This is a genomic window from Microcoleus sp. PH2017_12_PCY_D_A, assembly GCF_020738565.1.
GTDB lineage: Bacteria > Cyanobacteriota > Cyanobacteriia > Cyanobacteriales > Microcoleaceae > Microcoleus.
The window spans coordinates 35,096-54,631 of record NZ_JAEQCI010000011.1 but is presented as its reverse complement, the minus strand read 5'-3'; the positions used below and the strand labels follow the sequence as shown (position 1 = coordinate 54,631).

Here is a 19,536-nt window from a genome sequence, read left to right as displayed (position 1 = left end):
CCCTCGCATCCCCCTTAAGAAGGGGGACTTTGAGCCGACTCTTGTCCCCCCTTACTAAGGGGGACTTTGAGCCGACTCTTGTCCCCCCCTTACTAAGGGGGACTTTGAGCCGACTCTTGTCCCCCATTCAGGGCAGGGGCATCAATCGCGGCTACATAAACCTTACTAAGGGGGACTTTGAGCCGACTCTTGCCCCCCCCTTACTAAGGGGGGTGCCAGGGAGATCTGACCTTGATAGTCAAACAGCATTCTCTGACTGGGTTTGAAGTTAAGTTGACACCACCAAAGGCACGGCGCCGTGTCCCTACCTCTACTCGCGAACAAGCGCAAAAGTGCTGTACAAACAACCGTCGCCCTAGCCGACAGTAACTTGATTGGTTTCCACCCCAGTTGCACCATTAACACCTCTGGCAATTGTCACCAACGTGCTGACAATTTCCTGACTGGGAACCGTACCTTTGAGAACCACCGTACTGCCGTGTTGAGCCACATAAACAGTCTCAATGTCCGCCACATCAGGATTTGCATCGAAAGCCTGAGCCACCCGTTTAGCTAAACCGCTTTGATCGTATTCTCCATTCAATCCCATGCGTTCCGGCGGGATTGTCTGAGTGCTCGCCGCAGCAGGTTGAGCTTGAGCTTGAGATTGAGCTACAGGTGCTTGGTAAGCAGGAGCTTCCACAGTTTCTTGATTTTCCAGTTTTTCTAAACCAAACAGTCTTTTTAGCCAGCCCATAGAGTTTGTCCTCCCACAAAGTTTTTGTTAATAGACAGTTGGCACAGCGCCGTGCAATTCTTATTCTCTATACCGGAAATTGCGATCGCCATCCAGAACGAAGACACCAAGTTGTTACGACCATCAGGCTCGGCCTAAAAACCCGGTCGTTCGAGTTGTCTGTGCCAGTTATAAATACAATTTAGTCTTCTACAACTTCACCGATCATCTGCCTGGAGACATAAATTCTCCGGTTGTCAAACAAATATCTGAGCCGACCCTTCCGGCCAATCAAACTTAAAGCCTTCTTCCCCAACTTCTACAATTTTGTTGTACATCGTTCCCGTATCGGGAAAGTTAGGAATCCCGTAACCGGATAGATAAGTATCCGAAAAATTAGCCACCACGACTGCTCGCGAACCCTCATCGCTCCAGCGGTAGTAAGCGAGCACTTTAGCTTCGATATTTTCGTGGATAAATTCAATATTTTCGGTCAAAAGTGCCGGAAAATTTGTCTGCAGTCGAATCAGGTGTTTGTAGTATTCCAACAAATCACGATTCTGCTGATTGTTCAACAAAGACCATTGCAGTGGATTCGGCTGGTTGGGAGTTTGGCGAGTGGATTGTCCGAACTCTTCGCCCATCCACAGCATCGGTATTCCTACTGCTGTTACTAACAACACCGCGGCCAATTTAGCGCGCTTAAAAGCAGCTTCTGGGTCAAGATTTTCACAGCTTGATTCTGCCAGCAAGTGGTTGCGGTAGTGACTGGCTAAATAATTAAATAAGAGCGCTTGATGGTACTGAGCCTTGGGCAATTCAGTTAGGGGGAAGTAACAATCCGAAAGAGTGGAAATTGCCGCCTGTGGATGATAAAAGTCCCATCGTTGATGATTTTGCTAATTTGAAAATGTATGCGGGTGTGTTGCCGGATGGAGTTGATATTCTTGTGGCTGTGAATTAGAGGGCGGATAAGAAGTGTGTTGAGGCTAAAGGTTACAATTGCGGGGATGCTTACGGGCTTTTGAATAATTTTATTTTCTACGGTGTTTTTCGGGTAAATTGGAATATGGTTGCACCGAGTGCGGCTGCCAAATAAAAGTTATTACTCTTAGGATTTACCCGAAAGAATTGGTTTAAAGCCCAAAACCCCATCGCCCTTGAGAAATTAAAAGAAGACTATTCATTACTCCAATCCTCTTCCTTATGATTGTCAAGAGCACTCATCTGTCAAGCGGTCAACTGTCAACTGAATGAAGGATATTAAAGGCTGGGAGCCAATATTTGGCTAAAAAACCAGGTTTCTCGGCAAGTCTTGTGTTTTTGCAATGACTTACTTATACCAGTAAAGATATAGGCTGGCTGTGCGGGAAGATCGCATTCCTAAAAAATGCTTTCACAGAATCGGGATAATCCCGAGTTTTTTTATTTTAGCTCGGGTTTAAATTCAGCCGTATATGCTAAAATTAAGAAAGCAATTTTTCAGAGGAAAATTATGCAGTCAACTACCGAAAGCCTCATGGGAAAAGTTACCACAACTCTAGTAATTACGAATCGGTTGGATGAAGGGAAAGCAGAAGATGGTTTGATTCCTATTGAGCAAGTCAGGTCTGTCACTCTAGAAAATGTTTTGGTGGATACGGGCGCGACAACTTTGTGTTTGCCGAAAGATGTCATTGCAAGACTGGGTTTGAAAATTCTCAAGCAAGTGGTTGTGGAAACAGCCACTGGCATTAGTGAGGCGAGGATTTTTCAAGATGCTAAAATTTCTCTGTGCGGGCGCGAAGGCACGTTTGAGTGTCTGGAACTTCCAGAGGGGAAAACTCCGCTTTTAGGCGTGATTCCGATGGAAGCGCTGGGAATTGAAGTGGATTTGAAAAATCAAAGTTTGAAGGTTTTGCCCGACGGGCCGACGGAAACTTATTTGACGATTCTTTGATGTTAATTTCAAGGTCGGGGAAGTCAACAGTCAACAGTCAACAGTCAACTGTTTAAGATTCTTTGATATTCTTGAGTTTGGATGCCAGCTAGTCCAAAGGCAGCGCTAAGATGGTTAAGCACTGTTTTGCACTACTCTCATGTCCCAACGCGCCGAAACCTCACACAGCCTGCCAAGTGCATCCCACAACGGACATCATGTGACGACTTCTAACTCCAACAGCCAAAATACGATTCGGATTCGCGGTGCGAGACAGCACAACCTTAAGAATATCGATTTGGAACTGCCGCGCGATCGACTGATCGTGTTTACTGGTGTCTCCGGTTCCGGTAAGTCTTCCCTGGCTTTCGATACAATTTTTGCCGAGGGACAGCGCCGCTACGTTGAGTCTCTCAGCGCTTACGCCCGCCAGTTTTTGGGACAGTTGGACAAACCCGATGTGGATGCGATCGAGGGGTTGAGTCCGGCTATTTCGATCGACCAAAAGTCAACTTCTCACAACCCGCGATCGACTGTCGGCACTGTTACAGAAATTTACGATTATCTCAGATTGCTGTACGGCAGAGCTGGCGAACCGCACTGTCCGATTTGCGATCGCTGCATTGCGCCGCAGACAATTGATGAAATGTGCGATCGAGTCATGGCTCTTCCCGACGGCACTCGCTTTCACCTTCTGGCGCCAGTTGTGCGCGGAAAAAAAGGCACTCACCGCAAATTATTGTCGAGTTTAGCTTCCGAAGGATTTATTCGCGTCAAAGTTAACGGAGAAATTTTAGAACTGTCGGAAAATATCGAATTAGATAAAAATCATATCCACAATATCGAGATAGTTGTCGATCGGTTAGTTAAAAAACCGGGTTTAGAAGAGCGTTTAGTTGATTCTCTGGCAACTTGTTTGCGGCATTCAGAAGGAATTGCGATAATTGAAGAGTTACCGACTGACGAAAATTCTGAACCAAATGGGCCGATCGTATTTTCCGAGAATTTTGCTTGTCCCGAACACGGCGCAGTGATGGAAGAACTTTCGCCCCGGTTGTTTTCGTTTAATTCGCCCTACGGCGCGTGCCCAAACTGCCACGGTTTGGGGAGTTTGCGGACTTTTGCGCCGGAGTTGGTAATTCCTGACGAGAAAGCACCTCTTTATTGTGCGATCGCCCCTTGGTCAGACAAAGACAATTCCTATTATCTCTCTTTGCTGTGCAGCGTTGCTGATGCTTGCGGATTTGCGATCGACACTCCGTGGTTCCGCTTGAGGCCCGAACACCAGCGGGTGATTTTGTACGGGAATGAGTCAAAACAAACCGCAGAAAGCAAAAAGCGAGACAGCAACACGAGTGATTTGAGGAGAGATTTTAAGGGTGTAATTTCCATGTTGCAGCGCCAGTACGACGATACTGGTTCCGATCTGATCAAACAGAAACTGGAACAGTATCGAGTCGATCGCTCTTGCGACGTTTGTCGCGGCAAACGTTTGAAGCCCGAAGCGCTGTCGGTGCGGTTGGGACAATACGGAATTGTCGATTTGACGGGGATTTCGATTCGCGAATGCCGGGAACGAGTCAATAATTTGGGATTGAGCGATCGGCAATTTCAAATATCCGATTTAGCCCTCAGAGAAATCAAAGCAAGATTGCAATTTTTGCTTGATGTCGGATTAGATTACCTGACATTAGACCGTGCAGCCATGACACTTTCCGGCGGAGAAGCCCAGCGAATTCGCCTCGCCACTCAAATCGGTTCTGGTTTAACCGGCGTCCTCTACGTTTTAGACGAACCGAGCATCGGACTGCACCAAAGAGACAACTTTCGCCTGCTGCAAACCTTAACAAAATTGCGCGATTTAGGCAATACTTTAATTGTCGTAGAACACGATGAAGAAACCATGCGCGCCGCCGATCACATTGTCGATATCGGCCCCGGCGCAGGCGTTCACGGCGGCAAAATCATCTCGCAAGGAAGTTTAGAAAACTTGCTAGCGGCCGAAGAATCTTTGACTGGTGCTTATCTGTCGGGAAAACGAGTAATTGAAACCCCCAATGAAAGGAGAAAAGGCAACGGCAAAGCTCTCTCGATCAAAAATGCGAGTCGCAACAATTTAAAAAACATCGATGTGGAAATTCCGCTCGGAAAACTTGTCTGCGTGACAGGCGTTTCCGGTTCCGGAAAATCTACTTTAATCAATGAATTGCTGTATCCGTCTTTGCAACATTATCTGACAAAAAAAGTTCCTTTACCGCCCGATATGGAAGCGCTCAAAACCAAAGGAGAACGCTCTCTAGATGATGTGGTTGATAAGGTAATTGTCATCGATCAATCTCCCATCGGCCGCACTCCGCGTTCCAATCCCGCTACTTACACGGGAGTCTTTGATGTGATTCGAGATTTGTTTTGCGAAACCGTTGAAGCGAAGGCAAGAGGTTACAAAGCGGGGCAGTTTTCTTTTAACGTCAAAGGCGGAAGGTGCGAAGCTTGCGGCGGCCAAGGGGTGAACGTGATTTCGATGAATTTTCTGCCGGATGTTTACGTGCAGTGCGAGGTTTGTAAAGGTGCGCGGTACAACCGGGAAACGCTGCAAGTGAAGTATAAAGGCAAGTCAATTTCTGATGTTTTGAACATGACTGTGGAGGAAGCTTTGGAGATGTTTAAAAATATTCCCAGGGCGGGCGCCAGATTGCAAACTTTGGTTGATGTGGGTTTGGGTTACATTCAGTTGGGACAGCCTGCACCGACGCTTTCTGGAGGCGAAGCACAGCGGGTGAAGTTAGCAACCGAACTGTCGCGCCGCGCTACAGGGAAGACGCTTTATTTGATTGATGAACCGACGACTGGTTTGTCGTTTTATGACGTTCACCACTTGTTAAATGTGCTGCAAAGATTGGTGGATAAGGGTAATTCAATTTTGGTCATCGAACACAATTTGGACGTGATTCGGTGCTGCGATTGGGCGATCGATTTGGGCCCGGAAGGGGGAGATAAGGGAGGCGAAATTATTGTGGCGGGGACGCCGGAGGATGTGGCGGCAAATCCGAGGTCTTATACTGGGAAGTATTTGCAAACTGTTTTGCAGCAGCATCCATTAGGGAGTGCTGTAGCTGTTAGTTAACTGGTTCGTAGTGAGGACTTTAGTCCGCATCAAAATCAGAGGACTACAGTCCTCACTACAAACTGATTAATATGTATAGCAATTAGATCGTAGGGTGTGGATCGATTTTTAATCTCTAGCATTCAATCGCAAAGGGAGCATCTCAGTTTTGCATTTATTATAGTGCTGTCCCCGCTCGCGAGCTGTACAATACTCGCGAGCGGGGACAGCACTCAAAGAAAAAATGCTTTTTAAAAAAATGAGATGCTCCCATCGCAAATCTCCTGGCGACGCACCTTACACATGAGTGGAGAAAGCAATCCCCCAAATCATTGTCTAGGGCGACTTTTGCTCTCATGGTATAAGTTAGCCTAATTCAAATACTGAATATTTTCCGGTACCGAACTAAAAAATTTCCATTCTCCATTAGATTTGCGTAACGTATGTAATATTATCATCTTATTATCTCTGAAAGGTGGGCCCTCAATCTTTGTGGTTGTTTGTTCGATTCTTACTTTGGCTTCGTTTCCTGAAATTCCCAAGATTTCAATTTTTGTGGGTTCGTACTTTAAATTTCTTTTGAAGACTTCTGAAATTGTACTTTTTGTTGGTTGAAAACCAGGAGAGTTTGGATCTACTGTCGCCATATAGGCTTCGGGATTTCTTTCATTCAAAGCTTTGAACTGCCGATCAATTAATAATTTGATTGCTGCTTGCTCGCTGCTGTTATCAGCTATAATTTCTGTTGAGGTTATGAGTCTGGGTGGAGTTAATTGATTGTTGCTTAATTTCGAGTCAATGTTGCTGGTATAACTGCTAAGGAATAACCCTAAGATAAAGGTAGGCAATGCTTTGTTTAAAACTTTAACATTCAAAAGTGACATGGCAAATATAACCTATGAATTTCTTGTTCTACGGTAGCATCTACAGCATCTCATGTCAATTTTAATTAGTTAACTATCTTGAATTGTGGGAGACATTGCCATATTTTGTGCTTTTTTTTGCATGAATTCAATGTCCGATCGCAACCAAGTGCGCGGCCCGCTGCACTGATGAGCAATTAACAGCCCCCACAGTCCTTTTTTGGTTAAAATTGGCACGGCTAAATTGGCGCGCACCTTCATGCTACGCAGAAACAGTCGGTGACATTGATGAATTGGTTCTGTTTCAATATCTGCAATTGCTCTGACTCTGCCACCTGCGTACAAAGCAGCGTATTCGTCGTTAAAACACTCGTCTGGGCCAGTGGAACCTAAGATTGACAGTTCGATCGCACTTAGCATCTCACAAGTCACTCGACCTTGCCACTGCCTGTAAAAATAATACAGTACCGCGCGATCGCTCTGCAACACTTCTCGAATGTCGTACAGGGATTTTTCTACTAATGCGTCGCGCTTGAGAGTATCTGTCAAGCGGTTAACAATGTGTTGCAGGCGATCGCCAGACATGGTACAGACTCCTTATGTTCCTAATTTTGACTGATATCTGTCTTAAGTTTAGCTCTATTAAAGGTAGCAACTGCTAGGATAACTTTACAGCTAGAGGAAGCGTCAAATATGTCTGTGCTAGAAGCTGCTTGGAAACACGAATTTATCGCTACAAACGGCATCAAACTGCACTGTGTCACTGAAGGATCGGGGCCGCTGATGCTGATGCTGCACGGATTTCCTGAATTTTGGTATTCTTGGCGGCATCAAATCCCGGAATTTGCATCAGATTATAAAGTCGTCGCTGTGGATCTCAGGGGCTACAACGACAGCGACAAACCTAAAAATAAATCTGCTTACGTGATGGCAGAATTTGTCCAAGATGTCAAGGGAATTATTCAAGGTTTGGGATACGAAAGCTGCGTTTTAGTTAGCCACGACTGGGGAGGCGCGATCGCCTGGAGTTTTGCCTATGCTTATCCCGAAATGGTGGATAAATTAATTGTGATGAATCTACCGCATCCGGCAAAATTTGCGGAAGGTTTACGCACTCGCCAACAATTGCTCAAAAGCTGGTACATTTTTTTGTTTCAGTTGCCTTTTTTGCCGGAATTTTTAATTAAATTGGGCGACTATCGGGCGATCGATCGCGCTTTGCAAGGCATGGCAGTTGACAAAAGTACCTTTACCCCGTCCGATATCCAAGCTTACAAAGATGCGGCTGCGAAACCGGGGGCTCTGACTGCTACTATCAATTATTACCGCAATATTGCTCGCGGATTTGTCGATCGCCCGCACAGACAAATCCTGGAAGTTCCAACGCTGATGATTTGGGGCGAAAACGATCGCGCCCTCGGCAAAGAGTTAAGTTACGGAACCGCAGATTACGTGCGGGATTTTCAGATTCAATACATTCCCAATTGCAGCCACTGGGTGCACCAGGAACAGCCGCAGTTAGTGAATCGGTACATGAGAGATTTTTTGGCAAGCAAAGCTGTTTGAGCTGATATGCAGTTTGATTCGCTACAAGCCGCGATAGCAAACATATTTTAAACAAAAAAAATGGTTTGCAATTAGGACTAAATTCCTGACTGCAAACATTTTTTATTATAAGCTATTCAACGAAGATTGTATTAAATCTATGTAACCGATCGCCTTAGCCTAAAGCATCTTTGAGGAAGCTGAGTAAGCTTTGTCCGGTTAAAATTTCTGTCGCCAGCAGGGAAACAAAGCCAATCATCGCAAAACGTCCGTTAACCTTCTCGGCGTACTTGGTAAATCCGGTGCTGACTGTGCTGTCCACATACATCTTAGGCTCGACTGCGAAGTTGTTCAGCAGGCCTTGGTTATCAATCATCAGTTTAGGTGAGTTCATTTGTTTTTCTTTTGTTGCTTTATGTTAATTAATGTAACAGAGTGTTAAGTAATGTCAAGGTGATATAACGCACACAACTCTGTGATTCTTGTCACATACTTTTGTCTTTAGATAAAAATGTAAAATTTAAAGTCGTACAACCTTTGCTGCGCGGGCATTGTGCCAGATCGCAAAATTAAATTTAAATGTATAACAGTTTACTTGCGCTGATAACGATTATCATTATATTTATGAGTCAACCTACAATCACCGCCGTAGCGGGGCCGCCCGGAAGTGGCAAAACTACCTGGATTCGACAGCAGCTAGCAGCCGAGACAGCACCCGTGCTGTATTTCTCCCCCGGAAGCGGCAATGTGCCGATCGACCAAACCTGCATCGCCGCCGGATTCCCCCAAATCAAAACCCTCACAGACGGCGAAGAGTCCCTACTCGCGAAACACCTGGCAAACGGCGTTTCAGCCTACATCGAACTCGGATTTCACCTGCAACTGACAACACTAGAAAACCTGCTCCAAAGCTTCCCCAGCCGCCGGATCGGTGTAGTGCCACCGGAAATTAAAGACACCGAATGGCATAAGTGGGCGGATGTAATTGTCGAGGGAATAGCCGTTAGCGGGGAAGCGGACAAACTATCAATTTGGCGCAGCCCCACCAAGGGACAAGTCCTCGATCCCGCCAGCCTCGATATGTTTTGGTACCAAGAAATGACCCAAGGAGCCTACGGCAAAGTTCACAGAGCCAAAGGCATCTTTGACATAGCCGACGGGCGATCGTTCTACTTCGACTTCGCCGCAGCATTTCAAGAAACCGCCCACGAAGAATTGCCACTTCCCCGCTGGCTCGAAGGCCGTCCCCAAAGATTTAGCGGCATAGAAATAGTCGGCGAAAACCTCGACGAAACAGCATTAGGACAAACCCTAGAAGATTGCTGTCTGTCCGAAACAATCATGTTGAATTACCAACAACAAGTCAAACAATCACTATCATTAGGAGAAGAAACAGCATGAAAATAGCAGTAATGTCCTGCATTCACGGCAACTACGAAGCCTTAGATGCAGTGCTGTCAGACATTGACGAACAACAAGCCGACAAAATCTTTTGTCTCGGAGATTTAGTCGGTTATGGGCCGAATCCCCACGCAGTAGTAGAAATGATACGCTCCCTCGACATTCCAACTTGCATCGGCTGTTGGGACGAAGATATAGTCGAAGGTTTAAACTCTTGCGAATGCAGTTATCCATCAGTTTTAGCAGAAAAAAGAGGCAAGTTAGCCCACGAATGGACTAACGCCCAAATCCCCTTTGAAACCCGCGAATATTTAGCTCAATTGCCGCACATTTTGCGAGAAGACAATATGTGTTTCGTGCATGGCAGCCCCCACAGCAACCACGAGTATTTATTACCAACAATGGATGCTTTTGCTGCTTTAGAACGGGTATTTTATACAGGTGCTGACGTGCTGTTTTGCGGTCACACCCACGTCCCCTACGTCCGCACTTTAGACGCTGGACAAATGCAAATTCAGGTGAGCGGGCCGAGCGTTGAAGGAGAAAAGTATTTAAATTTTACGGCTCCTTTAAAGCGGATTGTGAATGTCGGTTCCGTAGGAGAACCGCGCCACGGTAGACCGAATGCTACTTACGTTATTTACGATACTGATGCGGAACGGGTGACTTTGCGAGAAGTGGAATATGACTATCAGGCAACTTGCGCTGCAATTATTGAAAAAGGTTTGCCGCCGATTTTTGCTTGGCGTTTGGCTAGGGGTTTGGAATATGCCGAAAAAGCTGACGATCCAACTCATGTTTGCGAAAGGTAGTCGATAGTCATTAGTCATTAGTCATTAGTCATTAGTCAATATGTCCTTGCGAGGAACGAAGCAATCCCAGAAACTTGAGGTCAGTTCTCAGTATGTTGTGAACTCTTCTCTTCTTTTCTCTTCTCTTGCTTCGCGTCCTTCGCGTCTTCGCGGTTCATTAAAAACATCCTCTAAAAACCATCCAAACTAACCAGACAAAAACTATTGTCGTCCTAAGAATCAACAAAACAAATGAAAAACTGGGCAATTTTAAGTGGAATCGAAGGAAATTTGACAGCTTACGAAGCTGTACTCACTGACATGAAACGCCTGAAAATTCGCGTTGACGAATTATATATCTTGGGCGATTTAGTAGGCCCGACAGCGGAGTGCGAAAAGTTAGTTGAACGAGTTCGATCGCCCAAACGAGGAGAAATCGAACCTCAAGTATGTATCGGGTGGTGGGAAGAACAGTGTTTTAACCTGCACGGGGTGGGTGCAAACCCTGATGTTGCAGAATTGCGACAAAAATACAGTGCAGATACGATTAAGTTGCTCTGGGATTCGGTTAGCCGCAAAAGTGTAGAGTGGTTGCGCTCTTTGACTTTTGGCTTTCACGAGTTTGACTGTTTGTTGATTCACGGGAGTACAGTTAGTGCTGCTGATGAACTTACCCCGGAAACTCCGCCGCCTGTGATGCTCGATCGCGTTGTGCGCGCTGATGCTAATACTTTGTTTTGCGGGCGATCGGGCTTAGCGTTTGAGTATCAATTACATGGAAGTATTATCAATAACTCCATCGAAACTCTTGACTCTCAAGAGCCGCCGTCAACGGTCTCTGCAACCCCGCGGCGGGTGGTTGGAGTGGGGAATGTCGGTCGTTTTCCCGATCGGGCAACTTACACCCTTTACGACCCCGACACCGACATTGTGAAGTTCAGAAACCTCTCCTACAACACCCGCAAAGGCTTTGGAACCTAGCTTTTCCCTGTCGCGATGCCTTGCAAAAATCCCTAGGGTGACGCACTCTAAGAGCCTGAGAAACCGGGTTTCTTGTCAGCGGATGACGGAAAGCCTAGGTTTTTGTCAACAAACCCGGTTTCTTTGATTTTGCGTAATTCCCGAATTTGCTAGTTGACATAATTTATCAATTAGTTTAAACTCCATATTGTATTCAAAGTAGCGGTGAATCCCATGACTTTTTCCACCTACACTCCAGCCTTGTACGCTAGTTTCAGACACCAGACTTTCACCTGCCGCCAGTTAGTCCCCGTGCCTTCTAAAGGCTTGCTGCGAATAGAACGGGGAGCTGTCCGAGCCGTGACTTGGAGCGAGCAGGGGACACCAATTACGCTGGGATATTGGGGAGTAGGAGATGCGATCGGTCAGGCGCTGTCAGGCGTGCAACCTTATCAAATTGAGTGCAAAACTCATGTAGAAATTAGCTACATTCCGGAAAATTTGTGCGATCGATCCTTAGAGGAAATTTTCAAACACATCCAGCAAACTCAGGAATTTTTCTGCATACTTCGCACCGAATCTCTGCGCGATAGACTGCTGCAACTATTGATTTGGTTGGGTAAAAAATTTGGTCGCGAAGTCGCACAAGGAGTGTTAATTGATTTGAGATTGACTCACCAGGAGCTTTCTGAAGCTATTGGAATTACGCGGATTACAGTAACGCGGCTGATGGCGAGGCTGGAAGAGGAGGGATTTATCGATCGATCGCGCCCTCAATACATTGTTTTAATACCAATTTTAAAAAACAATGCAACAGTATTCTTGTCCCCCCCCTTTACAAGGGGGGGCTAGGGGGGGTCGAAGAGTGTTGCACCATTTTAGAAAAATGGTATAACTTCGCGTTTTTGACATGGGATTAACCTGGAAAAGGATAACAGTGAAGTGTTCAAGAGTCATCAGCTAGCTGAGCAATAATTCTAGGGCTTGCGCTTACAGCACATTTTAGATATTATGAGAATGATTATCATACCCGGTCTAGTGCGATCGCCCGTATCGGCTGGATTTCAGCTATGAAGTGCGACAAAGCATTTGCCTTGGGATGCTTAGCGGCGTTCCAAATTAACAGCAGGGCCTCTACAATTAATTAACGAGGGACAATGACTAATCTCACTGTACAAACCCCAGATTTAATTTCTGAACTTCCCAAAAAAGGAATGCCCGTAACCATAATTACCGGCTTTCTCGGCAGCGGAAAAACCACTTTACTCAATCAAATACTCAAAAACCGCCAAGATTTAAAAGTAGCAGTTTTAGTTAACGAATTTGGCGATATTAACATCGATTCGCAGCTACTTATTTCTACGGAAGACGACATGGTAGAACTGAGCAACGGCTGTATTTGTTGCACGATCAATGAAGGCTTAGTCGATGCCGTCTACCGAGTTTTAGAACGGGAAGACCGCATTGATTGCATGGTAATTGAAACCACTGGCATTGCAGATCCACTGCCGATTATCCTGACATTTCTCGGAACGGAATTGCGCGATTTAACCAGTCTAGATTCTGTCCTGACTGTAGTCGATAGCGAAACATTCACTACCGATCATTTTGAGAGCGAAGCAGCTTTAAAACAAGTAGCTTTTGCAGACATTGTGCTGCTGAACAAAACTGATTTAGCTCCCTCCGACAAAGTAGAAGAGTTAGAAGCTTACATTCGCACAATCAAGGAAGGAGCGAGAATTTTATACTCTCAACATGGAGAAGTTCCTTTACCATTAATTTTGGGTGTAGGTTTGACGCAAGCCGATTTTTTCGATAGTTTTGAAACCGAGGAAAAACACCATCATCACGAACATGAACATCATCACGAACATAAGCATCATCACGAACATCACGATCGCGGACATCACTCCAATCACTTAGACAATGACGGATTTGTTTCGCTATCATTTCAGAGCGATCGACCTTTTGATGTCCACAAATTCCAAGAATTTCTCACCGAAGAGATGCCCTTCGATGTATTTCGTGCCAAAGGGATACTATGGTTTGCAGACAGTCCGATGAGGCACATTTTTCAGCTCAGCGGCGCGCGCTACGAACTAAATGCTTACGAATGGTTGACCCCACCAAAAAATCAACTCGTAGTCATCGGCCGCAATTTAGATACTGCTCAAATTCGAGAACAACTTAACAGTTGCTTAGTTTAAGATTTCATCAATCTAAGCATCACGTCTAGTATTATAGCCGACCCATTAGACACTTAATTCCGCCGTTAGTAGTTGCATTTTTTGACAAGAAAAATTATGTAACTATCAACGGCTATTTTTACAATATCAGCTATAAAAAAAATCCAAAAAAAACTAAATATTTTCATGTTGCATTTTGTAAATATTGTTATAATTAGGTAGCAACAAAAAGTCCATATCCACTGTCAAACATTTTTACAAACTGCAAGCATGACTTTATCTACTCGCCCAGAACTGACTTCTCCCAATGGTGTAGTGTCATCAATTCCTACCCAATCTCAACCTCCTGTCTCAGATGAAGAAATGAGACAAGCAGTGCGTACATTGCTGCTAGGATTGGGAGAAGACCCAGATCGTGAAGGGTTGCGAGATACACCGAAACGAGTTGTCAAAGCCTTGCAGTTCTTAACTGGAGGTTATCGTCAATCCCTCGACGAACTGCTTAACGGAGCAGTGTTCACAGAAAATGCTAACGAAATGGTGTTAGTTCGGGACATCGATATTTTCAGTTCTTGCGAACATCACATCCTGCCAATTATTGGCAAAGCACACGTTGCGTACATTCCCAACGGGAAAGTAATTGGCTTGTCAAAAATTGCTCGAATTTGTGAAATGTACGGTCGCAGATTGCAAGTACAAGAACGCTTAACCGCACAAATTGCGGATGCACTTCAAGGATTGCTAAAACCTCAAGGTGTAGCAGTTGTAATTGAAGCAACTCATATGTGTATGGTAATGCGCGGCGTGCAAAAACCAGGTTCTTGGACAGCGACTTCAGCGATGCGTGGCGTGTTTGCTGAAGATTCCAGAACTCGTCAAGAATTCATGAGTTTAATCGCGCACAAATCAAGTTTTCACTAGCTAGAATTGTCTGCGAAGAATTGCATATTTACCAACTAAACAAAGAAAAGAGAGTCATATTGGATTACCATATTTCTCTCTTTCCCTTTCCTCCCTCTGCGCCCTCTGCGCCCTCTGCGGTAAAAAATCTTATGTAAACTGAATATGGATCAAAAATATTTGTGGATTGAAGCTTTAAAATTTAACGATCGAGGTTTGATTCCAGCGATCGCCCGCATTCGATCGAGATGGTACCATTGTAATGATGGCGTGGTTGACATCCACCGGGTGCGTAAACGCACGGGGATTCCCAAACCTCACGATTTAGGTTTCTGCTTCCGTCCCTTGCGGGTTTTCGCACCAGCCTTAACAGATTTACTCTGTTCGGGTCTTACAGTCGCTCCACAGACTGATACGGCAAGCCCTGCCGCCAAAATATTCTTTGCTGCATTGATGTCTCGGTCGTGGTGCGTCCCACAGCTAGGACAATCCCATTCCCGGATATTCAACGGCATCTTTTCAACTATGTGTCCGCACTCAAAACATCGTTTGGAACTCGGAAACCATCGGTCAATCTTGATTAAAGTGCGACCGTACCAGTCGCGTTTGTAGTCAAGTTGTCTGACCAGCTCACCCCAACTAGCATCACTTATGGCAAGAGCTAGTTTCCGATTTTTAACCATGTTCTTCACAGCTAAATCTTCGACGGCGATGGTTTGGTTTTCGCGCACCAACCGCGTTGTTAACTTGTGAATGTTGTCTTTCCTTGCATCAGCAATTTCTTGATGCACTCTCGCTACTTTGAGTCGTGCTTTGTGGCGGTTGTTAGACCCTTTCTGTTTCCGACTTAACGCTTTTTGCGCTCTTGTGAGCTTGCGATATTTTGCCTTGAATCCTTTGGGGTTGAATTTTTTTTCGCCAGTGCTTAGAGTGAGTAAACTGGCAATCCCCAAGTCAATGCCGACTTGACTATCTGTTTTGGGTAGTGCTTCGATTTCAACATCTACCAACAGAGAGACTGACCACCTGCCAGATGGTGCAAGCTTCACTGCAATAGTTGATGGTGTCGCACCGCTCGGCAGTGTTCGACTCCAGCGAATAGGCAACGCTTGGGTGCATTTTGCTAAGTAGACCTGTCCGTTTTTAAACTTAAAAGCAGATTTGGTGAACTCAGCACTACCACCATTGCGTTTCTTTTTGAAGTTGGGGTATTTCGCCCGCCCGTCAAAAAAGTTGGTATAAGCTGTTTGCAAATGTCGCAAGCATTGTTGCAATGGTACGCAGCTAACTTCCGAAAGAAAATCAAGTTCTTCGGTTTTCTTCCATTCGGTTAACATTGAAGAAGTTTCAGCATACCCTACCCTTGAATGGTCTTTGTACCAAGCTTCAGTTCTTGCAGCTAAAGCACGGTTATAGACCAAGCGAGTACAACCCAATGTACGTCGCAACAAACTTTCTTGTTCCGGCGTTGGGTAGAATCGGTAGCTGAAGGCTTTTAGTGTCATACTCACCTTGAGTGCGTTACTTTCACATTCTAGCACGTCTTGTGTGAAATGGTAGGTTTTAACAAAAATTTAAGTAAAGCCGTTCTAAAAGGACGGGGTTTCTAACCCATTTTTTTGATGAACAAAAAGTCGATCGAGAAAACTCTCGCCACAGGAGAAGCCCACTATTGGAGCCGATCGCGCTCTGAATTTTGGCACAAAGGCGCGACATCCGGGCACATCCAAAAAGTCAAACAAATATTTTACGATTGCGATGCGGATACTATTCTGCTCAAAATAGAACAGATTGGTGAAATAGCTTGTCACACAGGCGTGAGGAGTTGTTTTTTCAATTCCGTAGCGCTACCACTGCGCGCCATGCAATAATAATAATAATAATGATTATCATTATTGCCTCTAGTTCCTATGTCATCCGCAAATAACGTCGAGTCCGCCGTTCCCACTTCAAACACTCAAAATCCATCCGTCATCACCATCCGTCCCCGCCGCCTCCGCCGTGCACCAGCTTTGCGGCGCATGGTACGAGAAAATCATCTGACAGTTGACGACCTCATCTATCCGATGTTTGTGATGGAAGGAGAAGGGCAAAAAGTTGAGATTGCTTCCATGCCCGGTTGTTATCGCTTTTCCCTCGATTTATTGCTACAAGAAATCGCCGAATGTTGGAATTTGGGGATAGGCGCGATCGCCCTTTTCCCAGTAATCTCAGAAACCAAAAAAGACGACACCGGAACCGAAAGCTACAACCCGGGCGGATTAGTCCAGCAAACAGTCAAAGCCATCAAACAAAACATCCCCGAAATAATCGTAATTACCGACGTAGCCCTCGACCCATTCACTTCACACGGACACGACGGCTTAGTTGACGAAAGTGGTAAAATCCTCAACGATCCAACTGTGGAAGTTTTAGTAAAAATGGCAGTTTCTCAAGCCGCTGCCGGTGCAGACATGGTAGCACCTTCCGACATGATGGACGGCAGAATCGGCGCAATTCGCAAAGCCTTAGATGCAGCGGGATACATCGATACAGGAATCCTTGCTTATTCAGCAAAATATGCCTCAGCCTATTACGGCCCCTTCCGCGATGCCCTCGATTCTGCTCCCAAATTTGGAGACAAAAAGACTTATCAAATGGATGCAGCAAATGCTAGGGAAGCGCTGAAAGAAGTTGCTTTGGACATCGCAGAAGGTGCAGATATTGTGATGGTAAAACCAGCTTTGGCTTATCTCGATATTATCTGCCAAGTGCGGGAAGCAACTAATTTGCCCGTGGCTGCTTACAATGTCAGCGGCGAATACGCGATGGTAAAAGCGGCGGGACAGTTGGGCTGGATTGATGAAAAACGGATTATTTTGGAGAGTTTGACGAGTATCAAACGGGCTGGTGCTGATTTGATTTTGACTTATTTTGCGAAGGAAGTTGCTTTGATGTTGAAGTAAGAGGGATTTTTTAACCGCAGATGCACGCCCATCAACGCAGATGCTTTTTGAGACATAGCAACCGATGAAAGTCGATTAGGACAAATTGTAGGGGCGGGTTCAACAACAGATAAATGCACCCAGCCTAGATATATATAAACCCGCCCCCCACGACTATATCTGCGTTAATCTCAACTAATTTAAGTTGTCGGGATTGCCTTGAGCAGATAAGCGCGAGTTCCCGTTAAAGTCGCGCCCTTGGCATCTCTGTACGTGTAAGTTCCGTAGGCAGAAATATCGCCGAAGTTATTGATGCCACTAGCGCGAGTCAAAGTCACTTGCTGGCCGCCAAAGCTGGGATTTGTGAGTAGCAATTTATTCAAGTCTTGGAGTTTACCGTTGTTCCAGACAAAAGCGCGGTCTTGAGCAGACATATTTTGCGAGTAGCCGACTACTTGACCGAATTGGTTGATGCCGGCGGTTTGACCGATCGCGCCGCCAAAGCTGCCGAGGTCAATTTTTTGACCGTTTTGCAACAAAAATGGCGAACTTGTGGCTGTGGCGCCGGTGCCGCTGCTAGTCCAACCGATGATTTGTCCGCTATCGTTGATGTCGCGGGCTATGGCTTGTTCGGATCCAAATGTGCCGAGGTTGGTGAGCGTGTATTTACCGTCTGCGCCTTTTTCCCACTTCACGGCGGTGTTGACAGTTTTGTCGTTGAGTCCGTCACTGTCAATTTGTCCGACGATCGCACTTTTATTGTTAATTCCATTTGCGGTACCAGTGTCACCGCCTAAATCGGGCAGCGGGCTTATGGAACCCTGGTTTACAGAGAAAGGTCGGCTGCGATTGGCCGCCGTCGCAGTTCCACCGGGCCCGTAAATGTGGCGGCCGGCGATTTCGTTTTTGTTGTTGATGTCGAAGAAATAGCTTTCTACACCTGGCAAGTCGGTGATTTGCAGGCTGTAGTCAGCCCCATCTTTCTTTTGCCACAGCAAGCCGCGGTCTGTGGCTTGACCGGCAATTTCATCGCTTGTACCGGCGATCGCACCTAAGTCATTGATAGCTGCGGTAAAGCCACCACCACCCCGTTGAGTAACCTCTTTTCCGGTATTCTCACCGCCGCCATTTTTCACGCCGGTGCTAGTCAGCGGCTTGAGTTCCCCGTTTTCCCAAATAAACCCTTGGTTGCGGAACCCCGTGCCGAGCACTTCGGTGGTTTGGGAACGGCCGACTATCTGTCCTCGGTCGTTAATGGCATTAGCTTGGGTGGCATTGCCTGTGGGTGCGATCGCACCTAAGTCAATAGCCTGGTAGCGGTAGAGGGGTATATCGGCCGAAATTATTGCTTTCTCGACTCCCGCAGCTACATTTGTGACCATTGCCAATAGGTCATCTTCGGCTTTGACGAGGGTGTTGCCCCCTTCGATGACAAGGGAGATGGGTTTACCTGCGAGGCTGCCACCTAAGCGCAGTTTATCGGCGATCGGATTAAATCCAGATATGGTAACAGAACCTTCGCCTGCTTCGAGAACGATTTGATCGCTGCCATTGCCGACAGAAACTGCATCGTTGCCAGTTCCTGGTTTAATCAGGTTATTGCCGTCGCCTGCATTGATGTTGTCATCGCCTTTACCGGTGTAAATTTGGTCGTTTCCGTTGCCTGCGGTAACGAAATCGTTGCCGCTGCCTGTGACGACGCGGTTGTTGCCTTTGCCTGCAAAGACGGTGTTGTTGCCATCTGAGCCGTTGATGATGTCGTCGGCTGCTGTGGCGTAAATTGTATCGTCGCTGGGGCTGCCGGTGATGGTTTTATTGCCGTCGCTAGCAAAAATTGTGGTTGCTGTCGATCCGGCATCAATAATGTCTTTACCTTCGCCTGCAAAAAGAGTACCGCTGCCGTCGCCGGTGATTAAGCTGTCATTATTTGGGAAATTAATTTGTGAAGCGGTTCTTTCTGCATTGAGGCTGCTTGGTGAGCCGATCGACTTTGACAACAGGCTTTCTGCCGCTGATAAGCCGCTGGATATTCCTAAGTCTGCAAATATGCTGTTGGGAAATAGAGAAGCATCTGTATTTGAGGATGTATTGAACACCTTATCGGGAACCATTGAGAACTCCTTGGAAAATTACGATTAAACGGTATTGAATTGCGTGTAGATCGGCACCCCAAAGTCCTACTTTAGGGAACAATATTGATGCTATAATCTCGAAAAAACCTGACGAGAAT

Annotated in this window: 19 protein-coding genes; 11 read left to right on the top strand and 8 right to left on the bottom strand. The window is 46.0% G+C overall.

Going from position 1 to position 19,536, the window contains the following annotated elements; translation table 11 throughout:
• Nucleotides 1–355: 355 nt before the first annotated feature.
• Together JGK39_RS01380 and JGK39_RS01375 are read right to left on the bottom strand one after the other, a co-directional pair.
• Nucleotides 356–736 (bottom strand): BON domain-containing protein, encoded by a 381-nt coding sequence (locus JGK39_RS01380; protein WP_293246847.1) that lies wholly within the window; start codon nucleotides 734–736, stop codon nucleotides 356–358.
• A 236-nt stretch (nucleotides 737–972) separates the two neighbouring features.
• Nucleotides 973–1,533 carry an alpha amylase C-terminal domain-containing protein gene (locus JGK39_RS01375; RefSeq protein WP_293246844.1) on the bottom strand — a complete coding sequence of 187 codons (561 nt, stop codon included), beginning with the start codon at nucleotides 1,531–1,533 and terminating at the stop codon, nucleotides 973–975.
• 677 nt (nucleotides 1,534–2,210) lie between these two features.
• Here JGK39_RS01375 and JGK39_RS01370 point away from each other — a divergent pair.
• Together JGK39_RS01370 and uvrA are read left to right on the top strand one after the other, a co-directional pair.
• Nucleotides 2,211–2,654 carry an aspartyl protease family protein gene (locus JGK39_RS01370; RefSeq protein WP_293246841.1) on the top strand — a complete coding sequence of 148 codons (444 nt, stop codon included), beginning with the start codon at nucleotides 2,211–2,213 and terminating at the stop codon, nucleotides 2,652–2,654.
• A gap of 139 nt (nucleotides 2,655–2,793) precedes the next feature.
• Nucleotides 2,794–5,757, top strand: coding sequence for an excinuclease ABC subunit UvrA (uvrA, locus tag JGK39_RS01365; protein WP_293246838.1), 2,964 nt, complete (start codon nucleotides 2,794–2,796; stop codon nucleotides 5,755–5,757).
• 350 nt (nucleotides 5,758–6,107) lie between these two features.
• Here uvrA and JGK39_RS01360 read toward each other — a convergent pair whose 3' ends face one another.
• Together JGK39_RS01360 and JGK39_RS01355 are read right to left on the bottom strand one after the other, a co-directional pair.
• Nucleotides 6,108–6,620, bottom strand: coding sequence for a hypothetical protein (locus JGK39_RS01360; protein WP_293295499.1), 513 nt, complete (start codon nucleotides 6,618–6,620; stop codon nucleotides 6,108–6,110).
• Nucleotides 6,621–6,689: 69 nt separating this feature from the next.
• The gene (locus JGK39_RS01355; RefSeq protein ID WP_293295497.1) at nucleotides 6,690–7,184 is read right to left on the bottom strand and encodes a GAF domain-containing protein; all 495 of its coding nucleotides are present in this window, start codon (nucleotides 7,182–7,184) and stop codon (nucleotides 6,690–6,692) included.
• Nucleotides 7,185–7,292: 108 nt separating this feature from the next.
• On the opposite strand from JGK39_RS01355, the gene JGK39_RS01350 reads away from it, so the two are divergent.
• Nucleotides 7,293–8,165 carry an alpha/beta hydrolase gene (locus JGK39_RS01350; protein ID WP_293246830.1) on the top strand — a complete coding sequence of 291 codons (873 nt, stop codon included), beginning with the start codon at nucleotides 7,293–7,295 and terminating at the stop codon, nucleotides 8,163–8,165.
• 154 nt (nucleotides 8,166–8,319) lie between these two features.
• Here the strand turns inward: JGK39_RS01350 and JGK39_RS01345 are convergent, their stop codons facing one another.
• Complete coding sequence (locus JGK39_RS01345; RefSeq protein WP_293246827.1) at nucleotides 8,320–8,538, bottom strand: chlorophyll a/b-binding protein; 219 nt, start codon at nucleotides 8,536–8,538, stop codon at nucleotides 8,320–8,322.
• 230 nt (nucleotides 8,539–8,768) lie between these two features.
• Here JGK39_RS01345 and JGK39_RS01340 point away from each other — a divergent pair, with 230 nt between their 5' ends.
• The 6 genes from JGK39_RS01340 (at nucleotide 8,769) to folE (ending at nucleotide 14,403) form a co-directional block, all read left to right on the top strand.
• Nucleotides 8,769–9,545 carry a GTP-binding protein gene (locus JGK39_RS01340; protein WP_293246824.1) on the top strand — a complete coding sequence of 259 codons (777 nt, stop codon included), beginning with the start codon at nucleotides 8,769–8,771 and terminating at the stop codon, nucleotides 9,543–9,545.
• Nucleotides 9,542–10,357: a metallophosphoesterase family protein gene (locus JGK39_RS01335; protein WP_293246821.1), complete on the top strand. Its 816-nt coding sequence runs from the start codon at nucleotides 9,542–9,544 to the stop codon at nucleotides 10,355–10,357. The genes JGK39_RS01340 and JGK39_RS01335 overlap by 4 nt, the downstream gene beginning before the upstream one ends.
• A gap of 231 nt (nucleotides 10,358–10,588) precedes the next feature.
• The gene (locus JGK39_RS01330; protein ID WP_293246818.1) at nucleotides 10,589–11,317 is read left to right on the top strand and encodes a metallophosphoesterase family protein; all 729 of its coding nucleotides are present in this window, start codon (nucleotides 10,589–10,591) and stop codon (nucleotides 11,315–11,317) included.
• A 213-nt stretch (nucleotides 11,318–11,530) separates the two neighbouring features.
• Nucleotides 11,531–12,148: a Crp/Fnr family transcriptional regulator gene (locus tag JGK39_RS01325; RefSeq protein WP_293246815.1), complete on the top strand. Its 618-nt coding sequence runs from the start codon at nucleotides 11,531–11,533 to the stop codon at nucleotides 12,146–12,148.
• 305 nt (nucleotides 12,149–12,453) lie between these two features.
• Nucleotides 12,454–13,503 carry a GTP-binding protein gene (locus tag JGK39_RS01320; protein WP_293246812.1) on the top strand — a complete coding sequence of 350 codons (1,050 nt, stop codon included), beginning with the start codon at nucleotides 12,454–12,456 and terminating at the stop codon, nucleotides 13,501–13,503.
• A 249-nt stretch (nucleotides 13,504–13,752) separates the two neighbouring features.
• Nucleotides 13,753–14,403: a GTP cyclohydrolase I FolE gene (folE, locus tag JGK39_RS01315; RefSeq protein ID WP_293153275.1), complete on the top strand. Its 651-nt coding sequence runs from the start codon at nucleotides 13,753–13,755 to the stop codon at nucleotides 14,401–14,403.
• 174 nt (nucleotides 14,404–14,577) lie between these two features.
• Here folE and JGK39_RS01310 read toward each other — a convergent pair whose 3' ends face one another.
• Together JGK39_RS01310 and JGK39_RS01305 are read right to left on the bottom strand one after the other, a co-directional pair.
• Nucleotides 14,578–14,703 (bottom strand): hypothetical protein, encoded by a 126-nt coding sequence (locus tag JGK39_RS01310; protein ID WP_293246809.1) that lies wholly within the window; start codon nucleotides 14,701–14,703, stop codon nucleotides 14,578–14,580.
• A complete protein-coding gene (locus JGK39_RS01305; protein ID WP_293295495.1) occupies nucleotides 14,700–15,887 on the bottom strand; it encodes an RNA-guided endonuclease TnpB family protein in 1,188 nt (395 codons plus the stop codon). The genes JGK39_RS01310 and JGK39_RS01305 overlap by 4 nt, the downstream gene beginning before the upstream one ends.
• A gap of 117 nt (nucleotides 15,888–16,004) precedes the next feature.
• Here JGK39_RS01305 and JGK39_RS01300 point away from each other — a divergent pair, with 117 nt between their 5' ends.
• Together JGK39_RS01300 and hemB are read left to right on the top strand one after the other, a co-directional pair.
• Nucleotides 16,005–16,253, top strand: coding sequence for a phosphoribosyl-AMP cyclohydrolase (locus tag JGK39_RS01300; RefSeq protein WP_293246803.1), 249 nt, complete (start codon nucleotides 16,005–16,007; stop codon nucleotides 16,251–16,253).
• A 39-nt stretch (nucleotides 16,254–16,292) separates the two neighbouring features.
• The gene (hemB, locus tag JGK39_RS01295; protein WP_293246800.1) at nucleotides 16,293–17,327 is read left to right on the top strand and encodes a porphobilinogen synthase; all 1,035 of its coding nucleotides are present in this window, start codon (nucleotides 16,293–16,295) and stop codon (nucleotides 17,325–17,327) included.
• A 179-nt stretch (nucleotides 17,328–17,506) separates the two neighbouring features.
• Here the strand turns inward: hemB and JGK39_RS01290 are convergent, their stop codons facing one another.
• Nucleotides 17,507–19,417 (bottom strand): hypothetical protein, encoded by a 1,911-nt coding sequence (locus tag JGK39_RS01290; protein ID WP_293246797.1) that lies wholly within the window; start codon nucleotides 19,415–19,417, stop codon nucleotides 17,507–17,509.
• Nucleotides 19,418–19,536: the final 119 nt, after the last annotated feature.

Coding starts and splice junctions, on each gene's coding strand:
- JGK39_RS01380 (WP_293246847.1), bottom strand. CDS start 736: ATGGGCTGGCTAAAAAGACTGTTTGGTTTAGAAAAACTGGAAAATCAA.
- JGK39_RS01370 (WP_293246841.1), top strand. CDS start 2,211: ATGCAGTCAACTACCGAAAGCCTCATGGGAAAAGTTACCACAACTCTA.
- uvrA (WP_293246838.1), top strand. CDS start 2,794: ATGTCCCAACGCGCCGAAACCTCACACAGCCTGCCAAGTGCATCCCAC.
- JGK39_RS01360 (WP_293295499.1), bottom strand. CDS start 6,620: ATGTCACTTTTGAATGTTAAAGTTTTAAACAAAGCATTGCCTACCTTT.
- JGK39_RS01355 (WP_293295497.1), bottom strand. CDS start 7,184: ATGTCTGGCGATCGCCTGCAACACATTGTTAACCGCTTGACAGATACT.
- JGK39_RS01350 (WP_293246830.1), top strand. CDS start 7,293: ATGTCTGTGCTAGAAGCTGCTTGGAAACACGAATTTATCGCTACAAAC.
- JGK39_RS01345 (WP_293246827.1), bottom strand. CDS start 8,538: ATGAACTCACCTAAACTGATGATTGATAACCAAGGCCTGCTGAACAAC.
- JGK39_RS01340 (WP_293246824.1), top strand. CDS start 8,769: ATGAGTCAACCTACAATCACCGCCGTAGCGGGGCCGCCCGGAAGTGGC.
- JGK39_RS01335 (WP_293246821.1), top strand. CDS start 9,542: ATGAAAATAGCAGTAATGTCCTGCATTCACGGCAACTACGAAGCCTTA.
- JGK39_RS01330 (WP_293246818.1), top strand. CDS start 10,589: ATGAAAAACTGGGCAATTTTAAGTGGAATCGAAGGAAATTTGACAGCT.
- JGK39_RS01325 (WP_293246815.1), top strand. CDS start 11,531: ATGACTTTTTCCACCTACACTCCAGCCTTGTACGCTAGTTTCAGACAC.
- JGK39_RS01320 (WP_293246812.1), top strand. CDS start 12,454: ATGACTAATCTCACTGTACAAACCCCAGATTTAATTTCTGAACTTCCC.
- folE (WP_293153275.1), top strand. CDS start 13,753: ATGACTTTATCTACTCGCCCAGAACTGACTTCTCCCAATGGTGTAGTG.
- JGK39_RS01305 (WP_293295495.1), bottom strand. CDS start 15,887: ATGACACTAAAAGCCTTCAGCTACCGATTCTACCCAACGCCGGAACAA.
- JGK39_RS01300 (WP_293246803.1), top strand. CDS start 16,005: ATGAACAAAAAGTCGATCGAGAAAACTCTCGCCACAGGAGAAGCCCAC.
- hemB (WP_293246800.1), top strand. CDS start 16,293: ATGTCATCCGCAAATAACGTCGAGTCCGCCGTTCCCACTTCAAACACT.
- JGK39_RS01290 (WP_293246797.1), bottom strand. CDS start 19,417: ATGGTTCCCGATAAGGTGTTCAATACATCCTCAAATACAGATGCTTCT.